This window comes from Pseudomonas umsongensis (genome assembly GCF_002236105.1).
In the GTDB taxonomy this organism is placed as follows: domain Bacteria; phylum Pseudomonadota; class Gammaproteobacteria; order Pseudomonadales; family Pseudomonadaceae; genus Aquipseudomonas; species Aquipseudomonas umsongensis.
Window position 1 is genome coordinate 285,971 of record NZ_NIWU01000003.1, and the last position, 25,296, is coordinate 311,266.

The 25,296-nt window shown below is 60.5% G+C and carries 24 protein-coding genes; 16 read left to right on the plus strand and 8 right to left on the minus strand.

Features of this window, described 5'->3' with window-relative positions:
- Nucleotide 1: 1 nt before the first annotated feature.
- The 3 genes from PSUM_RS17905 to PSUM_RS17915 form a co-directional block, all read right to left on the minus strand.
- Entirely contained in the window at nucleotides 2-2,848 is a 2,847-nt protein-coding gene (locus tag PSUM_RS17905; protein WP_083349899.1) for a class I adenylate cyclase, read from the minus strand.
- A 195-nt stretch (nucleotides 2,849-3,043) separates the two neighbouring features.
- Nucleotides 3,044-3,289, minus strand: a complete 246-nt coding sequence (locus PSUM_RS17910; RefSeq protein WP_008066390.1) for a TIGR02647 family protein — start codon at nucleotides 3,287-3,289, stop codon at nucleotides 3,044-3,046.
- Between the two features lie 85 nt (nucleotides 3,290-3,374).
- The gene (locus tag PSUM_RS17915) at nucleotides 3,375-3,659 is read right to left on the minus strand and encodes a hypothetical protein (protein WP_020799334.1); all 285 of its coding nucleotides are present in this window, start codon (nucleotides 3,657-3,659) and stop codon (nucleotides 3,375-3,377) included.
- Nucleotides 3,660-3,784: 125 nt separating this feature from the next.
- Between PSUM_RS17915 and PSUM_RS17920 the strand changes: the two genes are divergently transcribed.
- A complete protein-coding gene (locus tag PSUM_RS17920; RefSeq protein ID WP_033039370.1) occupies nucleotides 3,785-4,444 on the plus strand; it encodes a glutathione S-transferase family protein in 660 nt (219 codons plus the stop codon).
- 108 nt (nucleotides 4,445-4,552) lie between these two features.
- On the opposite strand, the gene argH is transcribed toward PSUM_RS17920, so the two are convergent.
- Entirely contained in the window at nucleotides 4,553-5,947 is a 1,395-nt protein-coding gene (argH, locus tag PSUM_RS17925; protein ID WP_033039373.1) for an argininosuccinate lyase, read from the minus strand.
- Between the two features lie 452 nt (nucleotides 5,948-6,399).
- Between argH and PSUM_RS17930 the strand changes: the two genes are divergently transcribed.
- The 7 genes from PSUM_RS17930 (at nucleotide 6,400) to rsd (ending at nucleotide 12,807) form a co-directional block, all read left to right on the plus strand.
- Nucleotides 6,400-7,146, plus strand: a complete 747-nt coding sequence (locus tag PSUM_RS17930) for a LytR/AlgR family response regulator transcription factor (protein WP_020799331.1) — start codon at nucleotides 6,400-6,402, stop codon at nucleotides 7,144-7,146.
- A gap of 138 nt (nucleotides 7,147-7,284) precedes the next feature.
- Nucleotides 7,285-8,226 (plus strand): hydroxymethylbilane synthase, encoded by a 942-nt coding sequence (gene hemC, locus PSUM_RS17935; RefSeq protein ID WP_020799330.1) that lies wholly within the window; start codon nucleotides 7,285-7,287, stop codon nucleotides 8,224-8,226.
- Complete coding sequence (locus tag PSUM_RS17940) at nucleotides 8,223-8,990, plus strand: uroporphyrinogen-III synthase (RefSeq protein WP_033039378.1); 768 nt, start codon at nucleotides 8,223-8,225, stop codon at nucleotides 8,988-8,990. The genes hemC and PSUM_RS17940 overlap by 4 nt, the downstream gene beginning before the upstream one ends.
- A gap of 16 nt (nucleotides 8,991-9,006) precedes the next feature.
- Nucleotides 9,007-10,155 (plus strand): uroporphyrinogen-III C-methyltransferase, encoded by a 1,149-nt coding sequence (locus PSUM_RS17945; protein WP_020799328.1) that lies wholly within the window; start codon nucleotides 9,007-9,009, stop codon nucleotides 10,153-10,155.
- Complete coding sequence (locus tag PSUM_RS17950; protein ID WP_020799327.1) at nucleotides 10,152-11,390, plus strand: heme biosynthesis protein HemY; 1,239 nt, start codon at nucleotides 10,152-10,154, stop codon at nucleotides 11,388-11,390. The genes PSUM_RS17945 and PSUM_RS17950 overlap by 4 nt, the downstream gene beginning before the upstream one ends.
- Before the next feature lie 230 nt (nucleotides 11,391-11,620).
- The gene (locus PSUM_RS17955; RefSeq protein WP_020799326.1) at nucleotides 11,621-12,172 is read left to right on the plus strand and encodes a disulfide bond formation protein B; all 552 of its coding nucleotides are present in this window, start codon (nucleotides 11,621-11,623) and stop codon (nucleotides 12,170-12,172) included.
- Nucleotides 12,173-12,348: 176 nt separating this feature from the next.
- The gene (gene rsd, locus PSUM_RS17960; RefSeq protein ID WP_083349898.1) at nucleotides 12,349-12,807 is read left to right on the plus strand and encodes a sigma D regulator; all 459 of its coding nucleotides are present in this window, start codon (nucleotides 12,349-12,351) and stop codon (nucleotides 12,805-12,807) included.
- Between the two features lie 61 nt (nucleotides 12,808-12,868).
- Here the strand turns inward: rsd and PSUM_RS17965 are convergent, their stop codons facing one another.
- Entirely contained in the window at nucleotides 12,869-13,534 is a 666-nt protein-coding gene (locus PSUM_RS17965) for an FKBP-type peptidyl-prolyl cis-trans isomerase (RefSeq protein ID WP_033040662.1), read from the minus strand.
- A gap of 192 nt (nucleotides 13,535-13,726) precedes the next feature.
- Between PSUM_RS17965 and PSUM_RS17970 the strand changes: the two genes are divergently transcribed.
- On the plus strand, nucleotides 13,727-14,860 hold the full coding sequence (locus PSUM_RS17970) for an AlgP family protein (RefSeq protein WP_083349897.1): 1,134 nt from the start codon (nucleotides 13,727-13,729) through the stop codon (nucleotides 14,858-14,860).
- Here PSUM_RS17970 and PSUM_RS17975 read toward each other — a convergent pair.
- A complete protein-coding gene (locus PSUM_RS17975; protein ID WP_083349896.1) occupies nucleotides 14,857-15,321 on the minus strand; it encodes a TIGR02444 family protein in 465 nt (154 codons plus the stop codon). The genes PSUM_RS17970 and PSUM_RS17975 overlap by 4 nt on opposite strands.
- A 50-nt stretch (nucleotides 15,322-15,371) precedes the next feature.
- Here PSUM_RS17975 and PSUM_RS17980 point away from each other — a divergent pair, with 50 nt between their 5' ends.
- The 5 genes from PSUM_RS17980 (at nucleotide 15,372) to PSUM_RS18000 (ending at nucleotide 21,320) form a co-directional block, all read left to right on the plus strand.
- Nucleotides 15,372-17,282, plus strand: coding sequence for an ATP-binding cassette domain-containing protein (locus tag PSUM_RS17980; protein WP_008066418.1), 1,911 nt, complete (start codon nucleotides 15,372-15,374; stop codon nucleotides 17,280-17,282).
- Nucleotides 17,282-17,863 (plus strand): mechanosensitive ion channel family protein, encoded by a 582-nt coding sequence (locus tag PSUM_RS17985; protein WP_020797242.1) that lies wholly within the window; start codon nucleotides 17,282-17,284, stop codon nucleotides 17,861-17,863. The genes PSUM_RS17980 and PSUM_RS17985 overlap by 1 nt, the downstream gene beginning before the upstream one ends.
- Nucleotides 17,864-18,091: 228 nt before the next feature.
- Nucleotides 18,092-18,724: a homoserine/homoserine lactone efflux protein gene (rhtB, locus tag PSUM_RS17990; RefSeq protein ID WP_083349895.1), complete on the plus strand. Its 633-nt coding sequence runs from the start codon at nucleotides 18,092-18,094 to the stop codon at nucleotides 18,722-18,724.
- Nucleotides 18,725-18,862: 138 nt separating this feature from the next.
- Nucleotides 18,863-20,758, plus strand: a complete 1,896-nt coding sequence (locus PSUM_RS17995; protein ID WP_083349894.1) for an FTR1 family protein — start codon at nucleotides 18,863-18,865, stop codon at nucleotides 20,756-20,758.
- Between the two features lie 106 nt (nucleotides 20,759-20,864).
- Nucleotides 20,865-21,320 (plus strand): YaiI/YqxD family protein, encoded by a 456-nt coding sequence (locus PSUM_RS18000; RefSeq protein WP_020797245.1) that lies wholly within the window; start codon nucleotides 20,865-20,867, stop codon nucleotides 21,318-21,320.
- A gap of 117 nt (nucleotides 21,321-21,437) precedes the next feature.
- On the opposite strand, the gene elbB is transcribed toward PSUM_RS18000, so the two are convergent.
- Nucleotides 21,438-22,106, minus strand: a complete 669-nt coding sequence (elbB, locus tag PSUM_RS18005) for an isoprenoid biosynthesis glyoxalase ElbB (protein ID WP_020797246.1) — start codon at nucleotides 22,104-22,106, stop codon at nucleotides 21,438-21,440.
- A 115-nt stretch (nucleotides 22,107-22,221) separates the two neighbouring features.
- On the opposite strand from elbB, the gene PSUM_RS18010 reads away from it, so the two are divergent.
- A complete protein-coding gene (locus PSUM_RS18010; protein ID WP_083349893.1) occupies nucleotides 22,222-23,457 on the plus strand; it encodes a sterol desaturase family protein in 1,236 nt (411 codons plus the stop codon).
- On the opposite strand, the gene PSUM_RS18015 is transcribed toward PSUM_RS18010, so the two are convergent.
- Nucleotides 23,438-24,070, minus strand: coding sequence for a DedA family protein (locus PSUM_RS18015; protein ID WP_020797248.1), 633 nt, complete (start codon nucleotides 24,068-24,070; stop codon nucleotides 23,438-23,440). The two genes, PSUM_RS18010 and PSUM_RS18015, sit on opposite strands and share 20 nt — an antisense overlap.
- A 207-nt stretch (nucleotides 24,071-24,277) precedes the next feature.
- On the opposite strand from PSUM_RS18015, the gene hemB reads away from it, so the two are divergent.
- Nucleotides 24,278-25,291: a porphobilinogen synthase gene (gene hemB / locus PSUM_RS18020; RefSeq protein WP_083349892.1), complete on the plus strand. Its 1,014-nt coding sequence runs from the start codon at nucleotides 24,278-24,280 to the stop codon at nucleotides 25,289-25,291.
- Nucleotides 25,292-25,296: the final 5 nt, after the last annotated feature.

Genomic DNA, 25,296 nt, shown 5'->3' on the forward strand with positions numbered 1-25,296 from the left:
TTCAGACCTGCCCGAGCGCCTCGTTCAATGCGCGCTCCAGGTCGGCCTTGTAGCGCAGATACAGATTGCTTGACCCCTGACCATCACCGAGCAGGCCTGACAGGTCCAGATCGGTGATGTAGCAGCGGTAGCGTTCGGTCTCGTGGCGCTGCTCGACGATTTCCCGGGCGACCACGCTGAACAGCTGGTCGCCATGTTCCAGCTCGCTAAACTCCCGCTGATTGCAATACAACGTGACCTGCAACTTGCCCGGAGCGGCTTTGCCGACGATCGCCTGTACGTCATAGAAGGGTTTGTTGACCGGGGTTTGCGGTGCCGACCGCGCATCCACCCGCCGCGCCCGGCCAGTACCCGAAGGCAGCAGTTGGTAATACCGGGTGTCCAGGTTCGCAGGCTGAGCCGTGTCCATTGGCAACGCGGCGTCGCGCCGGTACTGGATCGATTGCAGGAAACGCTGCAGCGGCGCCAGCAGGCTTTGCTCGTCATGCCACGGCAGGTGTTGCTGCCACAAGGCATTGAATTCATCGAGCACGTACAGGTCAGCCTGCGCTTCATTGACCCGGTAGAACACCTGGATGCAGCCGGGCCGACCCATCGGCAGCAGCAAGGACAGGTCGTGGTCGTCCAATGCCATCGGGTCCAGGTGCAGCGGGCTGTAGCTCGCCCGGTCTTCGCCGAGACAGTCCAGCAGTCCCGGCAGCGTGGCCTGCGTGATGTGATTGACCTGGCCGGGTATCAGCTCAAGTACGTGGTAATGCTGCTGGACCTGGATCAGATAGCGGTGATTGAGATTGCTCAGCAGCAGGTTCTGCGCGGTTTCGAGAATGTCTTCGACGCGCTGGGCAATGAATTGCGCACGGTTGTGACAGAAACAACGGACTCTCAACCTGGGTTGGCGTGGCCCACCAGGCAGAGCGTTGAGATAGTCGCGTAGGCAATCAAGCAGGGCGTGGGGACCGTCGTAGCGGCTGACCAGCACCTCGTTCCAGCTGTTGAGCGTGACCTGGTCCAGGGTCAGCACCAGGTTTTCCTTTACGCCTGCGTAGCTCAAGGAGTCGGTGCGCTCGGTGGTCATCAGGATGTTCAGTTCGCGGTGGTGCTTGAGTGGATCGATGCCAACGTTTACCAGAATAAGCACTTCGCTGGGCGCGCTGGCACGCAGCAGGGCTTTTTCGGCGACGGCCGGCAGTGGCAGGGGAATGCTTTGTTGCAGGCTGCCAAGCAGGTTGAACAGCTCGAATTCGCTGAGGTCGCTGCTGCCCGGGTGCAAGGCCAGGCGGGTGCTGCTGTCGATCACGCCGTTGCGGTGGCACCAGGCGAGTAGCTCGATTAAATGGCGACTGCGTTTGATCGGGGCGAAATGTTCCCACTCAAGGGCGGTGAGGCTGCCGTTGTACAAGCCCCACTGGCTTTGGTCCGGTTCTTTCCTGCTCGGCGCGTACACCAGCGTCAGGGTATCTTCGGCCAGGTCCGGGGCGATTCCGGGGTTGATGAACTCGACCTTGTTCGCCTTGCGTTCAAACGCTGCGTACAGTCGCCTGCCCAGTACGCTGAGGTCGCGCTTGTTGATCGGGCTGATGGTTTGTTCATGGCGGGCAAACTGGGTCAGGAAGCGATAGCTGAAATTCAGTTCGTTGACCAGGGCCCGGCGCTCCGAGATGACCTGGCGGACTTTCCACTGGCTGCGGCTATCCAGCAGGGCCAACTGGCGCTGATCCCATTGCCATTCGTGGGCCAGGCGCTCAAGTAATGAGCGTTGCCAGCCCTGGGTGCGCCCACCGGTGCCGGTGAGTTTGCGGTTGACCTTCAGGTACAGCGCCCGGCGCACCAACTCCAGCCGCTCCGGTTCGTTGCGGGCGATGAGGTACTGCGCGATGCGCCGATAGACCACGACGTACGGGTCCAGCTCATCGAGGTCGAGCCGATTGGCGAACACCTCCTGTTTGAAACGCAGGCTCAGGCATTGGACTCTGGGGTGTTCGCTGGCGTACACCTCGATCAGCAGGAGTTTGAGCACCGACTTGTACGGCGACTCGATGCCCTTGAACAGCTGCCAGAGCCCGGCACCAATGAACTCGCCGGGCGGAATGCGGGCCAGATGGCCCAGGTCCAGGGTTTCATCGGCGCGAATGAAGCGCTTGGACGTCAGGGTATGGGTGTACTGGGCATAGTTGGCTTCCTCATACACCGGCACCAGCCACCAGATCGGCGTGCGCCCCGCCAGCCAGATCGCAGTGCGATAGAACTCGTCCAGCAGCAGATAATGCTGGGTGGTACCGCAGTCTTCCGAACTCAACTGGCCGTCGCGCTCGCCTTTTACGAAACGGACCGGATCGATCAGGAAAAAGTGCGCTTCGGCGCCCTGGGTCGCAGCCCAGGCTTCGAGCAGATGGCATTTGCGGCGCAACTCGGTCAGTTCATTTTCGCTCAGGTCCGGACTGTGGCAGACCCACACATCCATATCGCTCTGGTCGGCCTGGGCCAGGGTGCCGAGGCTACCCATCAGGAACAGGCCGTGAATCGGCCGTGGTGGATTGCTGCCGTGGCGCGGCTTATAGGAAAAGGAGCGGGTCAGGCGCTGGGCTTCGGCGAGGACGTTGGCATCCGGCTCGAAATTCGACAGCCCGGCCGGCGTGCCGCCCGAAACGTAACCCGGCAGCAATGGGTGATTGACATGGAAGAACAGCGGAAGGAGGTTCAATACCCCTTGCTGGCGCGTCGACAACCCTTCCATGGCACGGGCCATGCGCCCCTCGTTGAGCTTGAGGAAGCGTGCGCGCAGTTGGCTGAGCACCTTGCGGTCAATTCCCTGGTCCAGATCGGGGCGGATTTCATGGGTGCGGGTCATGTCAGCTCAAACCGGCTCGCAGGGCTCGGACGTGGAGGCTCTCGGGATGAGGGGCAGTTTAGCGCCTGGGCCCCGGGACTTTTAAGCTGATTTTTTATTTCTGGCGTCAGATTTGTATCGTGTTACGAAAGCGGGCTACAAAGTGCGCCCGCGGAAATCCTTGAGCAGGAGTTTCCGTGGGCGGTGCAGGGGAATTCAGGCTGTTTCTTCGGCTCTCAGAATGGTGAGCACGGTTTGCACGTTTTGCGCGGCATCACGACCCAGGCTGGTCAGGTAACCGCCATCAGGCTGGTCGATCAGTTCTTTTTCATGCAGGCGTTTGGCAGCGGCAATGTGTTTCGGGGCAGCGGTTTGATGAATTTTCAAACCTTCCTGGGAACTGTCCAGGTTGAAGAGTGCGAGGACTTCCAGTTCGGCAACCAACTCAGGGGTAAGCGACATAAGGACTCCAGACTTTCTAGGAATTTGGCGACAGCGTCCCTAAGGTGATCCCACTTGTGCGGCATGTCCAGTGTTCGTGACAGGGTTATTTCTTTTCCGGCGGCAACTCGGGCAGAGCCCGCAGCGCGGCTTCGTACCATTCGGTATTGAACGCGCGGTCTTCGTCGAGCATCGTGTCGATTTCTATGGCCAAAACGTGAGCCATCAGATTGAGGATGTCTTCGCGCTCGTAGCCCACCAGCGTCAGCTTGTTGAAGGTCGCTTTGGCAGCCGGCGGATTGTCGCTTTCGATCTGGTTCTCGATGGCTTCGGTCAGCGTGGTTTCGGCGAATTCTTCTTCGTCGTTATCGATATCGGTTGGCTCGGTCATGGCAGGCTCCTCTGGGAAAGTTCATCAGTTTAACTGCATTCAGCCGCGTGATGCTGCTGGAAAGAAAGCCCGGAGCATTCTATAAACAGGCACTGCCCACCCCCGCACAGCCTGGAGGCTATGTGATGCTCAAGCTTTATGGTTTTTCCGTCAGCAACTACTACAACATGGTCAAGCTGGCGCTGCTGGAGAAAGGATTGCCGTTCGAAGAAGTGCCGTTTTACGCGGGCACCAGCCCTGAGGCGTTGGCCATCAGCCCGCGCGGAAAAGTTCCGGTACTGCAGGCAGAGCAGGGATTCATCAATGAAACCAGTGTGATTCTCGAATACATCGAGCAAAGCCAGGGTGGCAAGTCATTGCTGCCAAGCGACCCCTTTGAGCGGGCGCAGGTGCTGGCGCTGGCCAAGGAGATCGAGCTGTATATCGAGCTACCGGCGCGTGCCTCTTATCCCGAAGCGTTTTTTGGCATGACGCTACCGGATGCGATCAAGGAAAAAACCAAGGCCGAACTATTGCAGGGTATTGCGGCGCTAGGCCGGCACGGAAAATTCAGCCCCTACGTGGCAGGCGAAAACCTGAGCGTGGCGGATCTTTATTTCCTGTACAGCGTGCCGCTGGCGTGCGGAGTAGCGAAGAAGCTGTTCGATATTGATCTGTTGGCTGAGCTGCCGGCAGCCAAGGCGCTACTGGAGCGTCTGGGCGATAACCCGAATGTTCAGCGAATTGCGGCGGACAAGGAGGCGGCGATGCCAGCGTTCATGGCGATGATCGCGTCCAAGAAGTAGATTGTAGTGTTCTGAACTCAGTCATCGCGAGCAGGCTCGCTCCCACAGAATTTGATGTGTGAACACCATTCAATGTGGGAGCGAGCCTGCTCGCGAAGCTTTTAGCTTTTAGCGGCTGGCGAGCAGTGCCTGACCGCGTGCTACGGCGGCCTTGACCTGTGCTGGCGCTGTCCCGCCGATATGGTTACGGGCGTTGACCGAACCTTCCAGGGTCAGCACGGCAAACACGTCCTGATCGATCTGGTCGCTGAACTTGCGCAGTTCTTCCAGGCTCATTTCCGCCAGGTCCTTGCCGTTTTCCACGCCGTATTTCACGGCATGGCCAACGATTTCATGGCAGTCGCGGAAAGGCAGGCCGCGGCGTACCAGGTAGTCGGCCAAGTCGGTGGCAGTGGAGAAGCCGCGCAGGGCTGCTTCGCGCATCATCGCGTGCTTTGGCTTGATCGCCGGGATCATGTCGGCAAAGGCACGCAACGAGTCGCGCAGTGTGTCAGCGGCGTCGAACAGCGGTTCCTTGTCTTCCTGGTTATCCTTGTTGTAGGCCAGGGGCTGGCCTTTCATCAAGGTCAGCAGGCCCATCAGCGCGCCGAATACACGACCGCTCTTGCCACGTACCAGCTCCGGCACGTCAGGGTTTTTCTTTTGCGGCATGATCGAGCTGCCAGTGCAGAAACGGTCCGGCAGATCGATGAACTGGAACTGCGCGCTGGTCCATAGCACCAGCTCTTCGGAGAAGCGCGACAAGTGCATCATCGCGATGCTGGCCGCTGAGCAGAACTCGATGGCGAAGTCGCGATCGGACACGTTGTCCAGCGAGTTGCCGCCCACGGCGTCGAAGCCCAGAAGTTGGGCGGTGTATTCGCGGTCGATCGGGTAGGTGGTGCCGGCCAGCGCGGCGCTGCCCAGTGGCATGCGGTTGGTGCGCTTGCGGCAGTCGACCAGGCGCTCGTAGTCGCGGCTGAGCATTTCGAACCAGGCCAGCATGTGGTGCCCGAAGGTCACCGGCTGAGCCGTCTGCAGGTGAGTGAAGCCAGGCATGATGCTACCCGCTTCGCGCTCGGCCTGCTCCAGCAGGCCTTTTTGCAGGCGGGTGATTTCGCCGAGGATCAGGTCGATTTCGTCACGTAGCCACAGTCGAATGTCGGTGGCGACCTGGTCGTTACGGCTGCGGCCGGTGTGCAGTTTTTTACCGGTCACGCCAATGCGGTCGGTCAGGCGTGCCTCAATGTTCATGTGCACGTCTTCGAGGTCGACGCGCCAATCGAACTGGCCGGCCTCGATTTCACCCTGGATGGTCTTCAGGCCATCGATGATGCTGTCGCGCTCGGCATCGGTCAGCACACCGACCTTGGCCAGCATGGTGGCATGGGCGATCGAGCCCATGATGTCGTGGCGATACAGGCGCTGGTCGAAGGTGACGGAGGCGGTGAAGCGGGCGACGAAGGCGTCGACGGGTTCACTGAAGCGGCCGCCCCAGGACTGATTGGTCTTGTCAGTGCTCATGAATTCGCTCGTATCGGCTGTAGAAAGATGGCGTTGAAAGCTGCCGCGGATAATAACAGGGTTGCCAATCCTGTCGCTGGCACTGGTCGACTGGTTTTCATTGCCCAGGGTGTCAGAGCCTGTGTGCGAACAATTTGCACAACGATATTTTTCAATTGAGCAATAACGTTCCGGCAACCGTCTACAGTTGGACAGTAGGATGAGCGCACTTCTCGGTGCGCAAGAGGACTATAAGAAGAGGGGGTGTTCATATTGCGTATCAGCAAACCCTGTGGCGATGTGTCGCCAAAGCGGGCCTGGGCCGCTAATCGCCCGGCAGATAAAAATTTAGCTGCCCGACCAGCGGCACTTTTTGACGCTCGCGCTAGTCTTAGCGTGGATCGCGGTGACGGACGTCACTTCACCTGTCTACGCTATCCTTGTGCGAGACTCACGCAGGAATCCAGCGCAATATGAATGTCCTGATCGTTGATGACGACCCCCTTGCCCGCGAGCGCCTGAGCCGAATGGTTGGCGAGCTCGAGGGATACAGTGTCCTGGAGCCCAGCGCTACGAACGGCGATGAAGCGTTGGCACTGATCGACAGCCACAAGCCGGATATCGTGCTTCTTGATATCCGCATGCCAGGCCTCGATGGCCTGCAAGTGGCTGCGCGATTGTGCGAACGTGAAACCCCGCCTGCCGTGGTGTTTTGCACGGGGCCCGATGAATTTGCCGTGGAAGCCTTACAGGCCAGCGCCGTAGGCTATCTGGTGAAACCTGTGCGAACTGAACAATTACATGACTCGTTGAAAAAAGCCGAACGGCCCAATCGTGGCCAGCTCGCCGCCCTGACTCGCCCTGCCGCCGAAAGTGGCAACGGCCCGCGCAGCCATATCAGTGCTCGTACCCGCAAGGGGATCGAGCTGATCCCGCTGGACCAGGTGGTCTATTTTATTGCCGACCACAAGTACGTGACCTTGCGTCACGAAAGCGGTGAGGTGCTGTTGGATGAGCCGCTCAAAGCCCTTGAAGATGAGTTCGGTGACCGTTTCGTGCGTATTCACCGCAACGCACTGGTCGCTCGCGAGCGCATCGAACGGTTGCAACGAACACCGCTGGGGCATTTCCAGCTGTTTCTAAAGGGCCTGAACGGCGATGCATTGATCGTCAGCCGACGCCACGTGGCCGGCGTGCGGAAAATGATGCAACAGCTTTGATTCGCTGGTTGCTGGCGGACTTCACACCCGATTGCCGGATATCCGGGGCCAGGGAGGCCGAGTAGTTTCTGATACAAGTCAAAGTGGATTTGGCTGAGCTGTTATTATCCGCCGTATCTATTCAGTACGGATTGATCCATGTCCTCTCGCCAGATCCGCATCGCCACCCGCAAAAGCGCTCTTGCCCTGTGGCAGGCCGAATATGTCAAAGCCCGTCTGGAACAGGCCCATCCGGGTCTGCTCGTGACCTTGGTACCCATGGTCAGTCGCGGCGACAAGCTGCTTGACTCACCCCTGTCGAAAATCGGCGGCAAGGGCCTGTTCGTCAAGGAACTGGAAACCGCGCTGTTGGAAAACGAAGCCGACATCGCCGTGCATTCCATGAAAGACGTGCCGATGGACTTCCCCGAAGGTCTCGGCCTGTTCTGTATTTGCGAGCGCGAAGACCCTCGCGATGCATTCGTGTCCAACACTTACGCCAGCCTCGATGCATTGCCTGCGGGCAGCATCGTTGGCACGTCGAGCCTGCGCCGCCAGGCCCAGTTGCTGAGCCGTCGTCCGGATTTGGAGATCCGCTTCCTGCGCGGCAACGTCAACACGCGCCTGGCCAAGCTCGACGCTGGCGAATACGACGCCATCATCCTTGCGTCCGCCGGCTTGATCCGGTTGGGCTTTGAAGATCGCATCACCTCGGCCATCAGTGTCGACGACAGCCTGCCGGCCGGTGGTCAGGGCGCAGTGGGCATCGAATGTCGCACCGCCGACAGCGAAATCCACGCACTGCTCGCACCGCTGCATCACCAGGACACCGCGACTCGCGTGAGCGCCGAACGTGCCCTCAATAAACACCTCAATGGCGGCTGCCAGGTGCCGATCGCCTGCTACGCCGTGCTTGAGGGTGAACAGGTCTGGTTGCGTGGCCTGGTGGGAGATCCGAGTGGCGGCCTGCTGCTCAGTGCCCAGGCCCGAGCGCCGCGTGGTGACGCCGAGGCGTTGGGGGTGCAAGTGGCCGAAGACCTTTTGAGCCAGGGCGCCGCCGAAATTCTGAAAGCGGTCTATGGCGAGGCAGGCCACGAGTGACGGGCTGGCGCCTGCTGCTGACGCGTCCGGCGGATGAGTCGGCGGCGTTGGCCAGTCTTTTGGCCGACCAGGGGATTTTCAGCAGTAGCTTGCCGCTTTTAGACATAGTGCCGATCCCTGTCTCTGACACAATCTGCGAAGTGATCCGCGAGCTCGATCGCTACAGTGCGGTGATTGTGGTCAGCAAGCCCGCTGCGCGAATCGGCGTCGAACTGCTCGAGCGATTTTGCTCTCAAGCACCGCGTGTGAAGTGGTTTAGCGTCGGCTGCGCGACGGCACGGATTCTTCAGGATCACGGCATGGACGTGAGCTTTCCGGAGGAGGGCGACGACAGCGAAGCCTTGCTCGAGCTTGCGAGTTTGCGCGAGGCTCTCGCCGGGCCTGATCCGCGTGTGCTGATTTTGCGCGGGGAGGGCGGGCGTGAACTGCTGGCTGAGCGTTTGCGCGAGGCAGGTGCTAGTGTCGAGTATCTGGAGTTGTACCGCCGCGAGCTGCCGCAATACCCCTCGGCAGCCTTGGAGCAGCGGATCGAAACGGAACGCCTGAATGCACTGGTGGTCAGCAGTGGACAAGGTTTTGAGCACCTGCATCAATTGGCTGGCGATGCCTGGCCGCAGTTGTCGCGGTTGCCGTTGTTTGTACCAAGCCCCAGGGTCGCCGAGCTGGCACGTGCCGCCGGAGCCCAAACAGTTGTGGATTGTCGTGGCGCCAGCGCCACGGCATTGCTGACGGCGTTGCGGGAGTATCCCGAACCCGTTCTCTAATGCAAAGGATGGATACGTGAGCGAAACAGCCTTGCCAAAAGATGACGTCCGGCCAGTGCTTGAAGCGCCGGTTGATGAAATGCAGCCGCCACCTGCTGCGGTGCAGCGCCGCGGCAATGGGCTGGCCATCGTCGCGCTGCTGCTGGGCGCCGCCGGTGTCGCGGTGGGTGGTTGGGGGGTCTGGCAGGTGCGTCACCTGCAAGCGATCAACCAACAGCAGTTGGGTCAGGTGCAGGCGTTGAGTGACGAGGCGCAGAGCCTGAAACTCAATGATCAACGCCTAAGCGCGCGTCTGGAGCAACTGCCCGGCGCCGATGTGCTGGAAGAGCGCAGTCGGCTGGTGATTCAGCTTCAGGGTGATCAGCAGCGACTCAATCAACGCCTGGAAACCGTCCTCGGCGCCAGCCGCAAGGATTGGCGACTGGCAGAGGCCGAGCACTTGCTGCGTCTGGCCAGCCTGCGTCTTTCGGCCCTGCAGGACATCAGCAGCGCCCAAGCCCTGGTGCAAGGCGCCGATGAAATTCTCCGTGAACAGAATGACCCTGGCTCCTTTGCCGCTCGCGAGCAAGTGGCCAAGACCCTGGTGGCCCTGCGCAGCACCGAACAGCCGGATCGCACCGGTTTGTTCCTGCGACTGGGGGCGTTGCGCGACCAGGTGATCAACCTGACCGAGCTCGCGCCCGAGTACAAGGATCGCGGCGAATCCTTGCTGGGACTGACCGCCGATGGCGACGGCGCCAGCCGCTGGGCGCAATGGTGGGATCAGATCTCGCGCTACATCCGTATCGATTTCAACGCCGACAAGAATGTTCGTCCTTTGCTGGCCGGGCAGAGCCTGAGTCAGGTTCGCCTCGCCCTGAGCCTGGCGCTGGAGCAGGCGCAATGGGCTGCGCTCAACGGTCAGGCAGCGGTGTATTCGCAAGCCTTGGCAGAGGCGCGGGATGTGCTCAAGGGCAACTTCAACCCGGACAATCCCCAGAGCAAAGTGATGCTCGAACAGGTAGCGGAACTGAGCAAGCAGCCGGTCTCCGTGGTCACCCCGGACCTGACTGGCACCCTGAGTGCGGTCCAGGGCTATCTGGAGCGGCGTAACGTCAACGCCGAGGACTCGATCAAGCCGCTGGCCAAACCTGCCGCGAATACCGCGCAGGAGGCCACCCCATGAAACGCCTCTATGTGATCGTGTTCCTGGCCATTGCGGCTGCGGCTGCGCTGGGCTTGGCCATCGCCGAGCATTCAGGTTACGTCCTGATCGCCTACAAGAGCTTTCGCTACGAATCGAGCCTGTGGGCAACCCTGGCCTTGATCGCCGTTCTCTGGCTGGTCTTCTGGGGCATCAAGGCGTTGATCGAACTGGTGACGACCTCCGGTGGCGTGGTCAACCCGTGGTCACGGCGCAATCGCAGTCGCCGGATCCAGGTGGCGATAGAGCATGGGCAACTGGACCTGGCCGAAGGTCGCTGGGCCAGCGCGCAGCGTCATTTGCATCGGGCCGCAGAAGCCGAGCGCCAGCCGCTGCTTTACTACCTCGGGGCTGCACGGGCCGCGAACGAACAAGGTCGATACGAAGAAAGTGACAACCTGCTGGAGCGTGCTCTGGAGCGTCAGCCCCAGGCCGAGTTGGCGATTGCCTTGAATCACGCGCAGTTGCAGACCGATCGTGGTGATACCGAGGGCGCCCTGGTGACCCTGCAGGCCATGCACGAGCGTCATCCGCATAACGCACAGACGCTGCGTCAGTTGCAGCGCCTGCATCAGCAGCGAGGTGATTGGTCGGCAGTGATTCGCTTGCTGCCTGAGCTGCGCAAGGACAAAGTCCTGCCAGCGGCTGAACTGGCCGAACTGGAGCGTCGAGCCTGGGGTGAGAACCTGTCCCTGGCGGCGCATAAGGACGTGGAAGGGGCGCTCGGTTTACAGGCGCTCGATCGCGCGTGGCAACAGCTGACCTCGGCTCAGCGCCAAGAGCCGCAATTGGTGCTCGCCTATGCCGAGCAGCTGCGGCAACTGGGGGCCCAGGTGCAGGCCGAAGAAGTCTTGCGCACGGCGCTGAAGCGTAACTATGACAGTCATCTGGCGCGCCTTTATGGATTGGTACGCGGCAGTGACCCGGCTCGCCAGCTGCAACTCGCCGAGGGCTGGCTCAAGGATCATCCGACAGATCCTGGCCTGTTGCTGACGCTGGGTCGCCTGTGTCTGCAAAGCAGCCTGTGGGGCAAGGCCCGGGATTATCTGGAAAGCAGTCTGCGGGTACAGCGCAATCCGGAAGCATGCGCCGAACTGGCCCGCCTGCTGGCACAGATGGGAGACACCGAACGCAGCAACCAGCTATTCCAGGAAGGCCTGGGCTTGCTCGATGAGCGCTTGCTGGCGGCACCGTTGCCGGTGTTGGCCCGCGTTTGACCACTGAGTGAAGGATCGCTCGAATGGGCGATCCGCTGCTCCAGAGTCTGTCGGAATTCTCCCTTCACAATCCCGCTTCAGCAAAGTCCTACAGACCATTGCATCTTATCCTCCGATGCCTGTCGGGATTTCCTAACGTATTTGCTGAAGTGTCTGCATCTGCCCGCCTTGTAAGGGTTGCGCAGTTTCCACTACCGTAGCTGTCGGACTCTTATTGTTACGGAAACGCCATGTCGTTGGCCTGCCCCCGCTCCCTGTTTTTCACTGTGTTCATCGCAGGCGCCCTGGCCTTGGGCGTTTCCTATTACCTGGAATATGCAGTCGGCCTCCAGCCATGTGGCTTGTGTCTGTTGCAGCGGGCTTGCCTGGCGCTGTTGACCGGTTTGAGCCTGATAGCTTCGGTGCACGGTCCCGGTCGCCTGGGGGCCTTTGTGTATTGGCTGCTCGGGCTGTTCTGCGGCCTGTTGGGCACATTCACGGCCTGGCGCCAGGTGTTGCTGCAAAGCGACCCAGTGCATCAACTTTCCGCCTGCTCGCCCGACCTTGCCGAGGTATTTACCAGCGCCCCGTGGTTACGGGTTGCGCAGCAGTTGTTCCAGAGTGCCGTCGACTGCCCGCGGATAGCCTGGACGTTGTTCGATTTGAGCATTCCGGAATGGAGCCTGCTGTTCTTCGTAGCGGTGATGATTCCGGGAATTTATCAGCTCATTGGCCTGGCCTTGAGCGCCAGCAGACGACCGCTCGGCGGCGAGTCGTCGCATCGGGTGCTTGCCAAAGATTAAACACTTGTATGAACTTTATCGTCTGAGTACCTTGAAGCCACCGTCGTGCGGGCATAATCTGGCCCGCACGTGTCATTGGATTTATGTTGCTCGATGACGCTCTGCCTGGTCGATCTTGATTCTCAAGTGTGTGACAGGTGTAGAGCAGCATGACCCACAAGGGAAGAGAGACCGCCATGCTCGAAAGTTGTCAGAATGCTCAGGAACGTTGGGGTGGAGTTCATCTGCTGATTGACCGCTGGTTGCAGGAGCGTAAAGAGCTGATCGATGCGTACGACAAGCTCGGAGCAAAACCTGAGGCACTGTCCGAGAACCGCAAGCCCTTGCAAGAGTTCTGCGGCGTCCTGGTCGATTACGTATCCGCCGGCCACTTCGAGATCTACGAACAATTGACGGGGGAGGCCAAGGCCTTCAACGACAAGCGTGGCCTGGAACTCGCCGAGACCATCTACCCACGCATCGACGTCATCACCGAGAAACTCCTCGCGTTCAACGACCTGTGCGATGCCGGGAAGTGTGTTGCTGATGAGTTCAAGACGCTGGGTGGCTTGCTGCATGAGCGCTTCGAACTGGAAGACTGCCTGATCGAAGTGCTGCATACCGCTCACAAGGAAGAAGATTCGGTTCAGGCCTGATCGTTCTCCCCGCAAAACATGAAAACGGTGCGCCATGGCGCACCGTTTTTCGTTTGTGCTTTCAGCTGGAGGCGTCGCGCAATTCGACTTCGAATACCAGGGGAGTGAAGGGGGCGATCAGGTCGCCGGCACCGTCGGCGCCATAAGCCTGCGATGATGGAATCACCAGGCGCCATTTGGCACCGACCGGCATGTTTTGCAGCGCGCTGCGCCAGCCGCTGATCACGCTATCGAGACTGAACCATTGCGGTTGATTGTTTTGGTCGAACACTGTGCCGTCAGGAAGTCTCCCGATGTAAAGCACCTGGACCTTTACGTTTGGTCCGGCCTTGGTGCCGTTACCCGGTGCCAACTCGGTCAGCAGGATTCCATCCGCCAATTCGCGAACGCCAGGTTTGGCTTTTTCCCTGGCGAGAAAGTTTTGCTCGCTTTCCAGCGCCAACGTGTTTTGCGGCGCAGGCGTCTGCATGCTCACCCGAGCTTCGTGCTCGCTCAGAATCTGTTCGATCTGCTCGTCCTTCAACGCCAGTGGCTTGCCTTGATAGGCCTGCTGCAATCCGTCGACCAGTGCCTGAATCTGCAAGTCAGGAACCTCTTGGCGCAAGCGCTCGCCGAGACTTGCTCCCAGGCTGTAAGCGAGATCGTGAGCGTCTTTTTCCGGGTTTTTTTCGGCGGCTTGGGCTACGGAAAAAAACACGCAAAACGATAAAAACAGGTAGCGCGACATCGACACTCTCCAGCCTGGGATGCGGCCGATTATGCCAGTGCGAATGCATTCAAAGGTGAACTGCTTTTGCGCCAGCGCAGAACATTTTCAGTTCGTTGCAACGCAGCGCTTTGGATACTGTCAAGATGCCCTAGCGGCGGTAGCAGCAGAGGTCTAGTATGAGCCGCACTCACCCCAGCCAGGAGGTAAACCATGTCGGCCACCAAGAAGCCTGTAAGTACTCCGTTGCACCTGCTCCAACAACTCTCGGGCAGCCTGCTCGAGCATCTGGAAAACGCTTGTTCCGAAGCTTTGGCTGATGCTGAGAAATTGCTCGCCAAACTGGAAAAGCAGCGCGGAAAAGCGCAAGAGAAACTGCACAGATCCCGCACCAAATTGCAGGACGCAGCGGCGGCCGGAAAGGCCAAGGCACAAGCCAAGGCCAAGGGCGCGGTGAAAGAGCTCGAGGACCTGCTTGATGCACTCAAGGATCGTCAATCGGAAACTCGCGGCTACATCCTGCAACTCAAGCGCGACGCCCAGGAAAGCCTGAAACTGGCCCAGGGTGTTGGTCGCGTTCAAGAGGCTGTCGGCAAGGCGTTGTCCCTGCGTTCGGCCAAACCAGCTGCGGCTCCTGCGAAGAAAGCTGCTGCCAAACCGGTTGCCGCAAAAGCACCGGCCAAGCCTGCCGCCAAACCTGCCGCCAAGGCACCGGTGAAAGCCGCAGCCAAACCTGCTGCAACCTCTGCAGCGAAAAAACCTGTCGCGGCCAGTGCTGCAAAACCGGCTGCTAGAACCGCTGCTGCCAAACCTGCTGCCAAGCCAGCTGCTGCCAAAACAGCGGCCGCGAAACCGGCCGCCAAAACCGCCGCTGCGAAACCTGCCGTAGCCAAAACCGCAGCCGCCAAACCAGCCGCTAGAACTGCCGCTGCGAAACCGGCTGCCAAACCTGCCGTGGCGAAAACCGCTGCCAAGCCTGCTGCAAAACCAGCGGCCAAACCGGCGGCGAAAGCAGCTGCGAAACCTGCTGCAAAACCAGCGGCTAAAACCGCTGCGGCCAAACCAGCCACCGCCGCAAAACCTGCCGCGGCGAAACCGGCAGCAAAACCCGCCGCTGCCAAGCCAGCAGCAAAACCGGCAGCGAAACCTGCCGTGAAACCTGCCGTGAAAAAACCGGCCGCTGTTGCCAAGCCGGCTCCGGCCCCTGCTGCCAAGCCAGCGACGCCAGCGCCAGCGCCATCCGCTTCGGCTGCTCCTACGCCGACAGCAACAACCTCGACAGCCTCCACCGCGCCAACGCCAGTGGCACCGTCGAACTCCAGCACCAACCCAACCAGCGCTTCTTAAGTGCCGGTTACCGCGACGCGCAGCTGATGCAGCGCGTCGCGGTGCAGGTGGGCGGCATCTGCCGTCACACCTTCCAGCCAGATCGCCAGGTCGGTCGCGACACCGTGCGGCCAATCCCGAGACGATCGCTCCAGGCGCAACAGCAGATTTCTCTCGGCCTCCAATTCTAGTGCCTTGACCTGTTCGCGCAGCAAGTGCAGCTCGGCATCCTGTTCGGCGGCAACCTTCCATTGCACGCGCAGCGCCCGCAACGGTTGCACGACATCGACGTCCCAGGCTTGTGCCACACCGCGAAGTTTCTCCAGGCGCTGTTCATCGCAAGCGATACCCCGCTGTCCCAGCCATGCCGCGCACAGCAGCAGACACACACTGACGCCGGCCGCCTGCATTTGCAGGCATGCCTGTTCAACGCCCGGACGGGCATAAAGGGTCAGGGAAAAGCTCCACAGGTCAGAGGACATAGTGCTACTCGCGCCAGTTGCGAGCGAAGCTGGTAGACTCCGCCGCCATTATGATTCGACTTCAGAACCTGACTTTACAGCGTGGCCCGCAACGTCTGCTAGAAGACGCCGAGCTAACCCTGCACGCCGGCCAGAAAGCCGGCCTCATCGGTGCCAACGGCGCCGGCAAATCGAGCCTGTTCGCCTTGCTTCGGGGTGAGCTGCACCCGGACTCGGGCGATTGCTTCCTGCCGGCCGACTGGCGTATCGCCCACATGCGCCAGGAGGTCGACACGCTCGAACGCCTGGCGGTCGACTACGTGCTCGATGGCGACTTGCGCCTGCGCCAGGTGCAACGTGACCTGGCGGCAGCCGAAGCGGCCCATGACGGTGCCGCACAGGCCCGCTACCACTCCGAGCTGGATAGCGCCGACGGGTACACCGCCGACGCAAGGGCGCGCAAGCTGCTGGCCGGCCTGGGCTTCACCAACGAGCAGATGGATCGCCAGGTCGGCGATTTCTCCGGTGGCTGGCGGATGCGCCTGAACCTGGCGCAGGCCTTGATGTGTCCTTCGGACCTGCTGTTGCTCGACGAACCGACTAACCACCTGGACCTCGACGCCATCATCTGGCTCGAGGAGTGGCTCAAAAGCTATCCTGGCACCTTGATGCTGATTTCCCACGACCGGGACTTCCTCGATGCCGTGGTCGATCACGTGGCTCACGTCGATCAACGCAAGATCACCCTCTATCGCGGCGGCTACAGCGCCTTCGAGCGTGCCCGAGCCGAACGCCTGGCCCAGCAACAACAGGCCTATGAGAAGCAGCAGGCGCAACGGGCGCACATGGAAAGCTACATCGCCCGCTTCAAGGCCCAGGCGACCAAGGCCCGCCAGGCCCAGAGCCGGATCAAGGCCCTGGAGCGCATGGAAGAGCTGACGGCGGCGCACGTCGACTCGCCGTTCGACTTCGTCTTCCGCGAGTCGCAGAAAATTTCCAGTCCGCTGATCGACCTGTCTGATGCCCGCCTGGGTTACGGCGAGAAAACCGTGCTGGAGAAGGTCAAGCTGCAACTGACTCCCGGTGCGCGCATCGGCTTGCTCGGCCCGAACGGCGCCGGTAAATCGACCTTGATCAAAAACCTTGCCGGTGAGCTCTCGCCTCTGGCGGGCCGCTTGACCCGTGGCGAAAATACCGTCGTTGGTTACTTCGCGCAGCACCAGCTTGACTCCCTGGATGCCAAGGCCAGCCCGTTGCTTCACTTGCAACGCCTGGCGCCAACCGAGCGCGAACAGACCCTGCGCGACTTTCTCGGGGGCTTTGACTTCCGCGGCGCGCGGATCGACGAGCCAGTCCTGAATTTCTCCGGTGGCGAAAAGGCGCGCCTGGCGCTGGCGCTGATTGCCTGGGACCGGCCGAACCTGTTGCTGCTCGACGAACCGACCAACCACCTGGACCTGGAAATGCGCCTGGCGCTGACCATGGCCTTGCAGGAATTCAGTGGTGCGGTACTGGTGGTCTCCCACGATCGCCATTTGCTCAAAAGCACTACCGACAATTTCTATCTGGTGGCAGACGGCAAGGTCGAAGAGTTCGACGGTGACCTGGAAGACTACACCCGCTGGCTGGTGGAGTATCGCCAGCGCAATGCGCCGGTCAGCAACACCCCGGTTAACCCGGACAAGACCGACAAGAAAGCCCAGCGTCAGGCTGCCGCTGCATTGCGCCAGCAACTGGCGCCGCACAAGCGTGAGGCTGACAAGCTCGAAGCCGAGCTGGGCAAGCTGCACGAGAAACTCGCGAAGATCGATGCCAGCCTTGGCGACAGCGATATCTACGAGCCGATGCGCAAAAACGAGTTGCGTGACTTGCTGGCCGAGCAAGCCAAGCTGAAGGTGCGCGAAGGGGAGCTGGAAGAAGCCTGGATGGAAGCCCTGGAACTGCTGGAAAGCATGCAGGCGGAGCTGGAGGCGCTGTCCTGATGGAGGCGTTCAAGCTGCCGCTGCCAGCGATGTGGATCGAGCCGATCTGGCTCGCTGTGCAAATCCTGCTGATCCTGTTGGCTGGCTACATCGCCCAGCGTTTCGTTGCCAAGTGCCTGACCCGTCTCGGTGAGCGCTATCCGTTTCCGCCGCAGTTGCTGATGCCGCTGCGCGGCGGCCTGCGTTGGCTGATCATGGGCAGTGCATTGATTTTTGTGCTGGAGCGCCTGGGGGTTTCGGCCACGGTGCTCTGGACCGCGCTGTCGGGTTTCGTCGCGGTGGCGGCGGTGGCGTTTTTCGCCATGTGGAGCGTGCTCTCCAATCTGTTGTGCGCGATCCTGATCTTCACAGTCGGGCCGTTTCGCCTGGGCGATGTGGTCGAGTTGGTGGACACCACCGACAAGCCCGGCGTCAAAGGCCGGGTAGTGGCGATCAATCTGCTGTACACCACGTTGATCGAGGCTGAAGAGCTGGGTACTGGTAGCGCGATGGTGCAGGTGCCCAACAGTTTGTTCTTCCAGCGATCGGTGCGGCGTTGGCGCGGGACTGATGTGTTTCCTTCCAGCGGGTTTGAAAAGTAGGCCTTCTGTTGCCTGATACACCGCCTTCGCGAGCAGGCTCGCTCCCACACTCGACCAGGTTCAACCAGGAGAGACGCAAGCCAAGGTGGGAGCGAGCCTGCTCGCGAAAGGGGCCTAAAGGCATACAACGCTGGTCGGCAGTCGCCACTTCCTTCAAAAAATCGGTAGTCATCCACCCAAAGCCGCATTAGCTTAGACATCTGTCACGAGTCCGAGTCGAGGTGTGCAATGGAGCTTCAAACATGGCTGGCGTTTTTTGCCGCCTGCTGGGTGATCAGTCTTTCTCCCGGTGCCGGCGCCATTGCGTCGATGTCCAGTGGCCTGCAGTACGGTTTCTGGCGCGGCTACTGGAACGCCCTGGGCTTGCAGTTGGGCCTTGCTGTGCAGATTGCCATTGTTGGTGCCGGTGTCGGCGCGATTCTCACGGCGTCGGCCACTGCTTTCCATGCGATTAAATGGTTCGGTGTGGCCTACCTGGTTTTTCTCGCCATCAAACAATGGCGTGCGCTACCCAGCGATATGAGCGATGACGCGGCGATCCGGCAGATTGGCAAGCCAATGGCCCTGGTGTTCCGAGGCTTCCTGGTGAACATCAGCAACCCCAAGGCGTTGGTGTTCATGCTGGCGGTGTTGCCTCAGTTCATTGATCCGCACGCGCCACTGCTGATCCAGTACGTGATCATCGGTGTCACCATGGTCTGCGTGGACCTGATCGTCATGGCCGGTTACACCGGTTTGGCTTCGAAGGTGCTGCGTATGTTGCGCACGCCGAAACAGCAACGGCGCATGAACCGTACCTTTGCCGGGCTGTTCATTGGCGCGGCGGCGTTCATGGCCACCCTGCGTAAAGCCGCGGTTTAAACATCAAGCACAAAAAAGGCGACCTCTTCAGGTCGCCTTTTTCGTTTATGCGCTGTCGTGCAATCGACGACAAAGCTTGAGTGAAACTGATTGGGAGTGAACAATATGTTACTTCGTATTTCCAATTGAGATTCGTTCATGATTGCCCCGTCCCGATTCCTGGCCTGGCTGTTAGCGCCGGTGTTTGCCCTGTGCAGCTTTAATCTGCTGGCCGACACCGTGGAAGGCGCCCCGCAAGCGCTGCACTTGCTCGATTACCTCGGCGCGGACTATCCGCAAGCAGTGCAGGCAGGCAAGGTCGTCAACGAATCCGAATACCGCGAACAGCTGGAGTTTGTCCAGGTGTTGCAAGGCTTGATCGCCGGCATGCCGGCCAAACCGGAAAAAGCCGGGCTGGAGCAGGGCGTCAGCGCGCTGCGCGAGGCGATCTCCGAGCGTCGGGACGGTGCGGACGTTGCCCGCCAGGCTCGGCAACTCGGCGCAAAATTGGCCGTGGCCTATGAAGTCAGCCAGGCGCCGATCATTACCCCGGACCCGACTCGCGGCGCGCCACTGTACGCCCAGCATTGTTCGGTGTGCCACGGCGAAACCGGCGCTGGCGATGGTCCGGCGGGTGTGGGGCTAACCCCAGCGCCGGCCAATTTGCGAGATAACACGCGCCTGGATCACCTGAGCCTCTACGCGATCTACAACACACTGGGCCTGGGGGTAGAAGGCACCGATATGCCGGCTTTCGGCGATCAGCTCGATGATCGTCAGCGTTGGGACCTGGCAACCTATATCGCCAGCTTCAGCGCCGATCCGCAGGCCGCCAGTAGCGACAAGACCTACAACATTGCCGATCTGGCCCGTCAGACGCCGGCCGAAGTGCAGGCCGCCGACGGTCCGCAAGGCGCAGCGACTTTCCGCGCGCAACGGGCTCAGCCGCCGCAAGCCAAGCGTGGCCCGGCGCAGTTGCTCGACTACACCGCGACTACCCTGGACAAGAGCGTCGCGGCTTACCGCGCAGGCGATCACGATCAAGCCTACGACCTGTCGGTAGCGGCGTACCTGGAAGGCTTCGAGCTGGTCGAAAGCTCCCTGGACAACGTCGATGCCAACGTGCGCAAAGACACTGAAAAGTCGCTGATGGCTTACCGTCAGTCATTACAGGATGGCTTGCCGGTGGAGCAGGTGGAACAGCGCCTGGAGACGGCCAAGGCCAAGTTGAAAACCTCTGCCGGATTGTTGGGCAGCGATGGTTTGAGCTGGTCGCTGAGCTTCATTTCCGGCCTGCTGATTCTGTTGCGCGAAGGCCTGGAAGCCATCCTGGTGCTGGCGGCGATTCTCGCCTTCCTGCGTAATACCGGCCAACAGTCGGCGGTACGCAGTGTCAACGTCGGTTGGGGCCTGGCACTGGTGGTGGGTCTGGGTACCTGGGCGCTGGCGGCGTATGTGATTGATGTCAGCGGCTCGCAGCGTGAGTTGCTGGAGGGTGCAACGGCCCTGTTCGCCAGCGTCATGGTGTTGTGGCTCGGTGTGTGGATGCATGACCGTCGTCATGCCGCGGCCTGGCAGGATTACATCAAGAGCAGCCTGGTGGGCGGTGGTGGACGTTTCGGTTTTGCGATCCTGGCGTTTTTCTCGGTGTATCGCGAACTGTTCGAAGTGATCCTGTTCTATGAAACCCTGTGGTTGCAGGCTGGCCCTGCGGGCCATGACGCAGTACTGGCCGGTGGTGCGACGGCGCTGGTGTTGTTGGTAGGCCTGGCCTGGGTGATCCTGCGCGGCTCGGCGAAACTGCCGTTGGCGCTGTTCTTCAGCATCAACGCCGGCCTGCTCTGTGCCTTGTCGGTGGTGTTCGCCGGGCATGGCGTTAAGGCGTTGCAGGAAGCCGGTATCTTCGGCACGCGGCCGGTGCCGTTCTTTGAGTTCGATTGGTTGGGGATTCATGCGGATGCGTATTCGCTGAGTGCGCAGGCGGTGGCGATCGTTGCGATCGTTGTGTTGTATGGTCGTAGTCGTGTGGCTGAAAAGCGGCGGGTTACGGCTTAACAGCATTCGCTTCGCTCATATTCGCGAGCAGGCTCGCTCCCACAGGATTTGCGTATAACCTGTGGGAGCGAGCCTGCTCGCGAAGCTTTTTAGAGAGGACAAGAACATGCGCGTATGGATCGATGCCGACGCCTGCCCCCGGGCGGCCAAGGACCTGGTGGTGAAGTTCGCCCTCAAGCGCCAGTTCGAAGTGGTGCTGGTGGCCGGCCAGCCACAGATCAAGCCCGGCCTGGCGCTGGTGAAGTTGATCGTGGTGCCAAGTGGCCCTGATGCGGCCGACGACTACCTCGTGGAGCACGCGGTACCTGGTGAGCTGGTGATCTGCAGCGATGTGCCGCTGGCCGACCGCTTGGTGAAAAAAGGCGTTGCTGCGCTGGACCCGAGGGGCAAGGAGTTCGATGCGCAGAACATGGGCGATCGCCTGGCCGTGCGCAACCTGTTCACCGATTTGCGCGAACAGGGGCAGATGAGTGGCGGGCCAGCGCCGTTTGGTGAGCGGGAAAAGCAGGCGTTTGCCAATGCGCTGGACCGGATCCTTACAAGGCTGACCCGCCAAGCTTGAACCTTGTAAAGAACCCTGTGGGAGCGGGCTTGCTCGCGAATGCAGTGTATTAGTCACCATCATTGTTGAATGACACACCGCTTTCGCGAGCAAGCCCGCTCCCACATTTAATCGATGTCAGGCGTCGTTTTCGTGGGTCAGCTCGAGCACCCGGTCGACCAGTTTGTTGATGCCCGAAGCCGCTTCGCTGATCGATTGCGCCAGCATGTAGGCCGGTGTCGTCACCAGTTTGCGCGCCTTGTCTTCGACGATATCGCTCACGGCACATTCCTTGTGGGTGGCGCCCATCTTGTTCAGGGCCGCTGCCGTTTCTGCGTCGTTGCCGATGGTGCATGTCACGCCGGGACCATAGATTTTCGCCGCCAGGGCAGGTGAGATGCAGATCAGGCCGACCGGTTTGCCGGCCTCGGCAAAGGCTTCGGTCAATGCCAGGACATCCGGTTGCACCGTGCAGCCAGTACCTTCGATGGCAAAGTTGGAGAGGTTCTTGGCCGAGCCGAAGCCGCCGGGAATGATCAGTGCATCGAACTCCTCGGCGTCGGCTTCGCGGATATCCTTGATCTCGCCGCGGGCTATACGGGCAGACTCCACCAGCACATTGCGCGACTCGGGCATTTCTTCGCCGGTCAGGTGGTTGATCACGTGCAGCTGCGCGATATTCGGGGCAAAACACTGCACCTGCGCGCCACGCTGGTCCAGGCGCAGCAGGGTCACCACACTTTCGTAAATCTCGGCGCCGTCGTATACGCCACAACCGGAAAGGATCACTGCAACTTTTTTGCTCATGGGCTTTTCTCCAGATTCATGGCGTTAAATGTCCACTAATTTGTCACTCGTTGCCATAGGGATAATTCGAGGCTACACATAGGATCTGTCCTCAAGATTCCGACCAGGGCGCGTCATGGACTTCATTCTGTATGCGGTGCCGTTTTTCTTTGTGCTGATCGCTGTCGAGCTGCTGGCCGACCGTTGGCGCGGGGTCAGCAACTATCGGCTGGCGGACGCGATCAACAGCATCAGCACCGGTGTGCTGTCGACCACCACCGGCCTGCTGACAAAAGGCGTAGGGCTGGTGACCTATGCGTTCGCCCTCAAGCACCTGGCACTGTTCGAGCTCTCGCCCGACAGCATCTGGGTCTGGGTGTTTGCCTTCGTCTTTTACGATTTCTGCTACTACTGGCTGCACCGCATGGGCCACGAGCGCAACATCCTCTGGGCCGCGCATTCGGTGCATCACCAGAGCGAGGACTACAACCTCTCCACCGCCTTGCGCCAGACGAGCACCGGATTCCTCCTGAGCTGGATCTTCTACCTCCCCATGGCCGTCGTCGGTGTGCCGTTGCTGGTGTTCGTCAGTGTCGCGGCGCTTAACCTGCTGTACCAGTTCTGGGTGCATACCCGGCACATTCCCAAGCTCGGCTGGTTCGAGTGGTTTTTCGTCACGCCATCCAATCATCGGGCCCACCATGCACAGAACGCTCTCTACATGGATCGCAACTACGGCGGTGTGTTCATTATTTGGGACCGTCTATTTGGCTCGTTCCAGGAAGAAGACGACAACGAGCCGGTGATTTTCGGCGTAACAACACCGCTGTCGAGCTGGAACCCGGTGTGGGCCAACGTGCAGTTCTACACCCAGTTGTGGGCGGATGCGCGGCGTGCCGAAAGCACCTGGGACAAGCTGCGGATCTGGTTCATGCGCACCGGCTGGCGGCCGGCGGATGTGGCGGCCAAGTACCCGATGAACAAGCCGGACCTGAGCCAGTTCCGCAAATTCGAGGTGCCATTGGACGGGCGTCAGCAGCTCTACGTGCTGTTACAGTTCTGCGTCTACATCGCGTTTGGCAGCTATTTGATGAACCTCGCGCCCAATCTGTCGACGGCCGCGTTGGTGTTGGGCTGGGGAGCTGTGGCGCTGGGCCTGTTCGTGCTGGGCGTGGCCCTGGAGAATCGCCCGTGGGCGCTGAAGCTGGAGTTGCTGCGGCTGGCATCGAATGTGCCGCTGGTATGGCTGGCGCCGCTGGTGGGGCTGTGGCCGGCCAGCGCGGTGGGCTGGGTCGGCCTGCTCAGTTACAGTCTGATCAGCGGTATCGGGCTCTACTGCTGCAGAAACCGTTTTACTCGATTGGCGTCTTAGGGTTGCCGGCATTGTGCTGTTGGGCTTTCAGGGCTTGCTCGTCGGCATAGATCTGCCTGGCCAGGCGAGCATTCTTGAACCGGCGGCGCAGCCACAGGCCCAACCCGAGGACGAGCAGGGCACCGAGCACCCACAGTTCGTATTTCTTGATGCTGCCGAGCATCCCTTCCAGTACCGCGCCAAAGTGATAGGCCGCCGCCGCCAGTGCGGTGGCCCAGATCGCAGCGCCAATTCCGTTGAGCAGCAGATAACGGCCCGGCGGATAGCCAGACAGGCCGATTGCCACCGGCATCACGGTGCGCAGGCCATAGACGAAGCGAAAGCTCAGGACCCAGATATCCGGATGCTTGCGAATGTGCTCGAGCGCCCGATCACCCATTAACTGCCAGCGCGGCTTGCGTGCCAGCAGCTTGCGCCCGTGCTTGCGTCCCAGGAAGTACCACAGCTGATCGCCGGCATAACTGCCGAAGAACGCCACGACCACCACCAGGTTGATGTCCATGTATCCACGGAACGCGAGGAAGCCCGCGAGCACCAGGATGGTTTCGCCTTCGAAGAATGTGCCTAGAAATAGGGCAAAGTAGCCGAAGTCATGCAGAAATTGTTGGAGCATTGTCTGGGTGCTGGCGAAATGAACGCGCAGCCTAACCCTTCGTACACATTCAGGAAAGTGTCCAAATGTGTCTCGACGTGAACATTTCCTACAAGGACAATGGAATGCGGCTACCTGTCACAGGTTGCACACAACTGTCATGTGATCGTCATAATGGCCGCTTATAACTGTCACGCTCGCCCGTCCGCGCGGGCTCAGGAGTCTGCCGTGAGCTTTACCCCCGCCAACCGCTTGTTCCCCGCAACCCGCCTGCGCCGCAACCGTCGCGATGATTTTTCGCGTCGACTGGTCCGTGAAAACGTGTTGACCGTCGATGATCTGATCCTGCCGGTGTTCGTACTGGACGGTGAAAACCGTCGCGAAGCGGTGGCCTCGATGCCGGGCGTCGAACGCCTGACCATCGATCTGTTGCTGGAAGAGGCAGCCAAGTGGGTCGAGCTGGGCATTCCGGCGCTGGCGCTGTTCCCGGTGACACCTCCAGAGCTCAAATCGCTGGATGGCGCCGAAGCCTGGAACCCCGAAGGCATTGCCCAGCGCGCCACCCGCGCCCTGCGTGCACAGTTTCCTGAACTGGGCGTGATTACCGACGTCGCGCTGGACCCGTTCACCACCCACGGCCAGGACGGCATTCTCGACGAAGAAGGCTATGTGCAGAACGACATCACCGTCGACGCACTGGTCAGGCAAGCCCTGTCCCATGCCGAAGCTGGCGCCCAGGTGGTTGCGCCTTCGGACATGATGGACGGTCGCATCCAGGCTATCCGCGAGGCCCTCGAAGTGGCCGGTCACGTCAACGTACGGATCATGGCCTATTCGGCGAAGTACGCCAGCGCCTATTACGGCCCGTTTCGCGATGCGGTCGGTTCGGCACTGAACCTGGGCAAGGCCAACAAGGCCTCCTATCAGATGGACCCGGCCAACAGCAACGAAGCCCTGCACGAAGTGGCGGCTGACTTGTCAGAAGGCGCAGACATGGTCATGGTCAAGCCAGGCATGCCCTATCTGGACATCCTCTGCCGGGTCAAAGAAGAATTCAAAGTGCCGACTTTTGTTTATCAAGTCAGTGGCGAATACGCCATGCACATGGCGGCGATCCAGAATGGCTGGTTGAGCGAAGGGGTTATCCTCGAATCCCTGACCGCTTTTAAACGCGCAGGTGCTGATGGCATCCTGACATATTTTGCCGTTCGTGCTGCTCAACTGTTACGAGAGCAACAATAGCCCTC

Coding starts and splice junctions, on each gene's coding strand:
- PSUM_RS17905 (WP_083349899.1), bottom strand. CDS start 2,848: ATGACCCGCACCCATGAAATCCGCCCCGATCTGGACCAGGGAATTGAC.
- PSUM_RS17910 (WP_008066390.1), bottom strand. CDS start 3,289: ATGTCGCTTACCCCTGAGTTGGTTGCCGAACTGGAAGTCCTCGCACTC.
- PSUM_RS17915 (WP_020799334.1), bottom strand. CDS start 3,659: ATGACCGAGCCAACCGATATCGATAACGACGAAGAAGAATTCGCCGAA.
- PSUM_RS17920 (WP_033039370.1), top strand. CDS start 3,785: ATGCTCAAGCTTTATGGTTTTTCCGTCAGCAACTACTACAACATGGTC.
- argH (WP_033039373.1), bottom strand. CDS start 5,947: ATGAGCACTGACAAGACCAATCAGTCCTGGGGCGGCCGCTTCAGTGAA.
- PSUM_RS17930 (WP_020799331.1), top strand. CDS start 6,400: ATGAATGTCCTGATCGTTGATGACGACCCCCTTGCCCGCGAGCGCCTG.
- hemC (WP_020799330.1), top strand. CDS start 7,285: ATGTCCTCTCGCCAGATCCGCATCGCCACCCGCAAAAGCGCTCTTGCC.
- PSUM_RS17950 (WP_020799327.1), top strand. CDS start 10,152: ATGAAACGCCTCTATGTGATCGTGTTCCTGGCCATTGCGGCTGCGGCT.
- PSUM_RS17955 (WP_020799326.1), top strand. CDS start 11,621: ATGTCGTTGGCCTGCCCCCGCTCCCTGTTTTTCACTGTGTTCATCGCA.
- rsd (WP_083349898.1), top strand. CDS start 12,349: ATGCTCGAAAGTTGTCAGAATGCTCAGGAACGTTGGGGTGGAGTTCAT.
- PSUM_RS17965 (WP_033040662.1), bottom strand. CDS start 13,534: ATGTCGCGCTACCTGTTTTTATCGTTTTGCGTGTTTTTTTCCGTAGCC.
- PSUM_RS17970 (WP_083349897.1), top strand. CDS start 13,727: ATGTCGGCCACCAAGAAGCCTGTAAGTACTCCGTTGCACCTGCTCCAA.
- PSUM_RS17975 (WP_083349896.1), bottom strand. CDS start 15,321: ATGTCCTCTGACCTGTGGAGCTTTTCCCTGACCCTTTATGCCCGTCCG.
- PSUM_RS17980 (WP_008066418.1), top strand. CDS start 15,372: ATGATTCGACTTCAGAACCTGACTTTACAGCGTGGCCCGCAACGTCTG.
- PSUM_RS17985 (WP_020797242.1), top strand. CDS start 17,282: ATGGAGGCGTTCAAGCTGCCGCTGCCAGCGATGTGGATCGAGCCGATC.
- rhtB (WP_083349895.1), top strand. CDS start 18,092: ATGGAGCTTCAAACATGGCTGGCGTTTTTTGCCGCCTGCTGGGTGATC.
- PSUM_RS17995 (WP_083349894.1), top strand. CDS start 18,863: ATGATTGCCCCGTCCCGATTCCTGGCCTGGCTGTTAGCGCCGGTGTTT.
- PSUM_RS18000 (WP_020797245.1), top strand. CDS start 20,865: ATGCGCGTATGGATCGATGCCGACGCCTGCCCCCGGGCGGCCAAGGAC.
- elbB (WP_020797246.1), bottom strand. CDS start 22,106: ATGAGCAAAAAAGTTGCAGTGATCCTTTCCGGTTGTGGCGTATACGAC.
- PSUM_RS18010 (WP_083349893.1), top strand. CDS start 22,222: ATGGACTTCATTCTGTATGCGGTGCCGTTTTTCTTTGTGCTGATCGCT.
- PSUM_RS18015 (WP_020797248.1), bottom strand. CDS start 24,070: ATGCTCCAACAATTTCTGCATGACTTCGGCTACTTTGCCCTATTTCTA.